Here is a 5283-nt window from a genome sequence, read left to right as displayed (position 1 = left end):
CATGTGCGGATACGACCGATGCGTGGCTCCGTCAGCCCAATTACAGGTTAATCGGCAATACTTAAGGGACGTTGATTTTAAATCATCGACCCTTAGGGAAAGTATTGCCGAAACTCTCTCAACGTTCACCATCAGCCCGAGCAAAGCGAGGGATGGGGGGACGGTGAGAAAGAGTTGAGTGCCTTTATTTTTACAAGATTCATGCCAATACCTTCTAGTATTTATATACTGTTTCATTTGATTTAATTTTCATATAACAACTTTGTCCATTTTTAAATAAGCAAGGATACACAGCTACCCCTATTTAACTTCGTTAAACAGTGATAGTCTGTGACCTTGATCAGGGGCTTCACCCCCGATACCCCCGAAAAGCCTTAAACCGAAAAATCAAAGATTTTCCAATTTAAAGCTTACAAAAGCTAAAGCAGGGTAGATTGAAATGTCAGTACAGGAATTAGAACAAAAGAAGCAAGGTAAAGCAGTTCGAGAACGAACTTTTAAAGTCAGACTTTCAGAATCAGAGTATCAATTGCTTGATTCAAATAATCCTTATGGTTCGATTGCAAAGTTGCTACGTCAGTCAGCAGTAGAGAAAGCGACTAAAATTCATAATTCCAAAGCAGATGATGACCAAAAAATTAAAACAACTAAGGTTGTTGAATCTTCGTATAGCAAGACAGAACGAGCTTTAATTTTAGAACTAGGTCGAATTGGCAATAATGTGAATCAGATAGCTAAAGCAATTAACAAGGATATTGCAGGGACTGGAACATTTGACAAAGTAAAGCTACTTCATTTGTTAATCTCGATAGATCAGCAGCTTCGGGAGTTACGTCCAGATGATCGTTGATTTTTTTCGACATGGTTCAGGTTTATCAAAGGGCTGTCTTGATTATTTATTGGGTGAAGATCGAGAGCGTGAACATGCAAAAGTGCTTAGTGGTGATGTAGAACTGACAGCACAATTGATTGATAGCAGTCCTTTTGCCAAAAAATATACCAGTGGTTGTTTATCTTTTTATGAGCATGATTTATCTGACCAGGATAAACAGCAAATCATGCAAAATTTTGAGGAATGTTTATTCCCGGGACTAGAGAAAGATCAATATCAAATTTTATGGGTACAGCACCAAGACAAAATTAATCAAGACACAGGTGAGACAAGGCTTGAGCTTAATTTTGTAATTCCGAATGTTGAGCTTTCAACAGGCAAACGCCTACAGCCATTCTATGCGCCAGTCGATTTAGATCGCGTCGATCTATTTAAGCAGATCACCAATACCGAACATTCACTGTATGACCCCGATGATCCTGCTCATCGCCAATTATTTTTAAATAAAAAGAATCTACCCAAAGATATTAAGGATTTTAAAGCGCAGTTACATCAACGTGTTTACCGAGCGGTTGCCAATGGGGAAATTGCCGATCGGCAAGAATTGGTGCAATGGCTTGAATCGAATCAAATCAATGTCACTCGACAAGTAAAAAACTCCATATCCATTGAAAACCCGTATGAGGGCGCAAAACGTCCCATCCGTTTAGAGGGCGAGATTTATGAGCAAGGCTTTAGAGCTACTGGCGAATATCGACAAGAAGTACAACAACGAATTGAAGAATACAGAGGAACAACTTCTGAGCGGTATCGAGCAAACGTCGCAGACTATCAGAGACAGCTTGAACACAAGAGCCAATATCACTGCGACCGCTATTCAACAGTCGGACGAGAAAATAGCCCAGAGCATTCAAAACAGTGCTCAGACGGTCGAGAAACAGTTAAACCAGTATCAAGCCTTGCTGCAATCGAAATTGAGCCATTTAACGCAATTAAACGAGCAAATACAGAGCCAAGAACAGCAAGCCCAGAATCAAGCGGTACAGAAAAAACTTACTATTTTGAATATGGGACTGATTTCAGCAGCAGTTATTTTGCTTATAGCGATTTTCTCGCTTGGTCTTGTCACCAAAAACAAGTACAGCGAGATGCAGACGCTAAATACAGTGATCAACGAGAAGCAAATGAGGGTCGACCATTTGAACCGATCAGGGGGCAGTTTGATGATCAGCACATGCAAGCGACCAGACAGCAAAGCACAACGTCTCTGTATTCAGATCAACAAGAATGCAGGGGAATGGCAGAACGGTTACATGATTCCAATGGGGTACTAAACGATGACCGAATTAGAAACACAATTATTGAGAATCATCGAAGAACAACAGCAACAATTACTGCAACAACAATCGCAATTGCAGAAGCAACAGCAAGCTTTAGACACAATGCAAACCAAGATTATCCAAGCCTTGTCAGCGCAGTCAAAGGCAATCGAGAGCGATCAGCAAAGCTTACAGCAAGCACAGAAATCATTAGCGACGATACAGAAGCAATTTCACGAGCTAGAACGCAGTACAGCAAGCTATATCGAGCAGATCAATGGCAAAGTCCGAGAGATGAGCAAGATTACAGCCGACAACGAAGAAGTTCTGGAGAAAATCTCAACCACACAGCATTTAATCTCGTCAGAAGTAGCCAAAGCGCAGCAGAATTTACTCGCAACATCCGAGATATTGAAAAAAATATCGTCCAGATGAAGGAACTGAAAAAGGAAGTGGAACAGCCCCAACCTAAGCGAGATCGAGATATGGGGAGGGGATGGTAATTATTCTAAAAGCTATTTAAAGTGTTTTTCCAAATGTCATTTTTAGAACTGAAATCATCATTACGTGTAGTTGGGGGATTTTTTTCAATAAATGAGTAAAGTTCTTTTTTTTGGGTGGAGGTCAATACGTTTAATGTCTCAGGATTATTTATAATATTACTACCGATACTCATAATAATATCGTCTTTTGTCATTTCATTTTTACTGGCAATTGAAGAAAGAGTGTTTGTTGAGTCAATTCCATTGAGAATGGTGGTGGCTATATAAGATGATTCATTGGCCGTTATATTTTGCTCATTAAGGATACTTTCAATCATTGCTTTTGTATCCCCAATAGAAGGGTTAGTAGACATATAAGAGGATATAATAGCCTGTTTTACTTCTTTAGATGTATTTGGGTTTTCTTTTAACTCATTAACTTCTTTAGAAATTTTAGATCTTATTTGATTGTTTTCTGGAAGTGTTTTTTTAAGTTCATGTTCTTTTTCTGTGAGCAAGGAGGCATTACTAAGTGCACCAAGAGCAGCACTTTGAACGATAGGATTATTACTTTTTAAGAAAGGAAGAATATCATCCACCGCTTCAATTGGATTTTGATTGGCTAACTGAGCCAAAATCTCTCTAACTGCTGCGGGATCATTTTTATTTTGGTTTAATAAGTCTTTTAATTTTTCAACTTTTTCAATACGGCTGTATTGTGAATTTTCATTAATATCAATAACTTTTTGTGCCCACAATGGAACATTAAGTTTTTGAGTATTTTGTCTTGCTTGTATATTAGTAGTAATTTTATCTTGATACATACCTTCAGAACTTTTTGTGTTAAGTGTTGGTGGATTCTCAGAACCTTGATCAGTTGAATCTTCTTTTATAAAAAATATGAATACAGTCAAAATAATAAGGGCTAATAATAAGACATACAGAATGTTTTTTTTCATAAGCAATCTATTAATGTTAAAAGAATTCCTCATTATGATTTAACGAGGAATATGTATTAAAAATTATGCACGAGTTATCGTTAGAAGAGAGCTATTAAAAGTACCGTTAGGAGTACTTCCACCTAAGTTCCCATTTCCTGTCTCTGTATAAAGCCATTTTGTAAATCCATCACAACGAAAGCTGCCCTTTTGCCAAGTATAGGCTATACATGCACCTGATGAATTATAAGATGAACAAACCTGTTTAGCTGGAGATGGCGTTGAAGAATAAAGCGTATAAGTTACATGTGGTTTTTGGGCATTAGAAATAGTTGTTATTTGGTTTGCAGCAGAAGTATATGGGGTTTTAAATGTAAAGCTTGATTTAGCTCTAGCTCCCCAATAAGGTGTTGTTTTAAATCCTGATAAGGTTGTAAATTGTACAATATCTACATAAGGTGTAGCGTTCATTACTTGGACAATATTATTTGTACTAACAAAAACACCTGTATGTCCTAAAGCCCCAAAAATAGGAACATCTAAATCACGACCAACAACATCGCCTGTCTTTGTAGGATTTCCTGCTGCAAAAGAAGTCGTTGATATAATTAAAGCAATTGAAACTAATAAAATTTTTTTCATAAAGATCTCATTTTTTAATGTTTGGAAAAAATAATATCGTAAATATACTGAAAATTCACTTATTAATTAGATGTATTTTTAATCAATTTTTATATTATTGTATGGGAAAATATATTGCAAAATAGTTTCTATCTAGTTTTAACAATTATTTAAAAGGACAATAGGCAATCATGCCACTGATTGAATATTATGGTTTGCAATTTGAATGGCATGACCCAAAAATGGATTTAGTCTATCGAGGGCGAGAAATTACGTTCGAGGAGGTCTGTAGTATTTTCCTTGATCCTGCATTGATCTCTTTTGAGGATGTAGGACACTATGATGAACAACGACTAATATCAGTCGGTTTAAGCAATCGTGGTAGACTATTAACAGTGGTTTGGGTTGAACGTGGAGAAGTTGCGAGAATAATCACTGCATTTGAACCATCACATCACCAAAAGCGGAGGTACAGCAATGCAAAATGAACTAGAACGCTATAAAAATTTTGACCCTACCAATGCGCTATTGGTTAAACCTAACTTTGTGAAGAAATTACAGGAACGCCATGGCATAGCTCAAGCAAAGGCTTTTGATGCTGATGTAGTTGCATGGTTAAGTTCACAAGATAATGAAACAAAACAACATATTAACGATATGGTTCGCCATATTATGGCATTGAAACGTGCTTGATTAGGGATTTAGTCATGATTAGATATGACCTCCCTTTTTTGTCTTAATGTCTGATTGATCAAAGAAAAAGCCCATTGAATCTTGCAACTCAATGGGCTTTCGCTTTATATTCAGCGGTACGCAGTTATTTGATGACACTAACATCGAATAACGAAGATCATAAGGTTTGGCGACCGTTATGATTTCACACTAAGGCTTGTACCTGAACTCTATTTTCACAATAAACAGCGTTTAGATCAAGACCCAAAATGATAAGTCTTCGTTAATCCGTGTTTAAAATCGTCAAATAAGCATCATAGATCGAGCTTTGCCTGCTTCTGCGTGTCCGTTTTACGGATTGGCATGCGTTGCATGTGGAGGGAATAAGTGTCACTGGTGCAACGTAGCGATAGTCGAAA

The 5283-nt window shown here is 37.3% G+C and carries 6 protein-coding genes; 4 read left to right on the top strand and 2 right to left on the bottom strand.

Features of this window, described 5'->3' with window-relative positions; genetic code table 11:
• Nucleotides 1-439 precede the first annotated feature (439 nt).
• Nucleotides 440-850 carry a MobC family plasmid mobilization relaxosome protein gene (locus GW12_RS07910; protein WP_034585919.1) on the top strand — a complete coding sequence of 137 codons (411 nt, stop codon included), beginning with the start codon at nucleotides 440-442 and terminating at the stop codon, nucleotides 848-850.
• The gene (locus GW12_RS07905) at nucleotides 840-2654 is read left to right on the top strand and encodes a relaxase/mobilization nuclease domain-containing protein (protein ID WP_034585916.1); all 1815 of its coding nucleotides are present in this window, start codon (nucleotides 840-842) and stop codon (nucleotides 2652-2654) included. Before GW12_RS07910 ends, GW12_RS07905 begins: the two co-directional genes overlap by 11 nt.
• Nucleotides 2655-2659: 5 nt before the next feature.
• Here the strand turns inward: GW12_RS07905 and GW12_RS07900 are convergent, their stop codons facing one another.
• Together GW12_RS07900 and GW12_RS07895 are read right to left on the bottom strand one after the other, a co-directional pair.
• Complete coding sequence (locus tag GW12_RS07900) at nucleotides 2660-3592, bottom strand: HEAT repeat domain-containing protein (protein WP_034585913.1); 933 nt, start codon at nucleotides 3590-3592, stop codon at nucleotides 2660-2662.
• A gap of 63 nt (nucleotides 3593-3655) precedes the next feature.
• Nucleotides 3656-4213, bottom strand: coding sequence for a hypothetical protein (locus tag GW12_RS07895; RefSeq protein ID WP_034585910.1), 558 nt, complete (start codon nucleotides 4211-4213; stop codon nucleotides 3656-3658).
• Nucleotides 4214-4383: 170 nt separating this feature from the next.
• Between GW12_RS07895 and GW12_RS07890 the strand changes: the two genes are divergently transcribed.
• Nucleotides 4384-4680 carry a BrnT family toxin gene (locus tag GW12_RS07890; RefSeq protein WP_034585907.1) on the top strand — a complete coding sequence of 99 codons (297 nt, stop codon included), beginning with the start codon at nucleotides 4384-4386 and terminating at the stop codon, nucleotides 4678-4680.
• Nucleotides 4670-4885, top strand: coding sequence for a hypothetical protein (locus GW12_RS07885; RefSeq protein WP_034585906.1), 216 nt, complete (start codon nucleotides 4670-4672; stop codon nucleotides 4883-4885). Before GW12_RS07890 ends, GW12_RS07885 begins: the two co-directional genes overlap by 11 nt.
• Nucleotides 4886-5283 lie beyond the last annotated feature (398 nt).

The organism is Acinetobacter sp. HR7 (assembly GCF_000773685.1).
GTDB lineage: Bacteria > Pseudomonadota > Gammaproteobacteria > Pseudomonadales > Moraxellaceae > Acinetobacter > Acinetobacter thermotolerans.
This window is presented reverse-complemented; position numbering and strand designations above follow the sequence as displayed.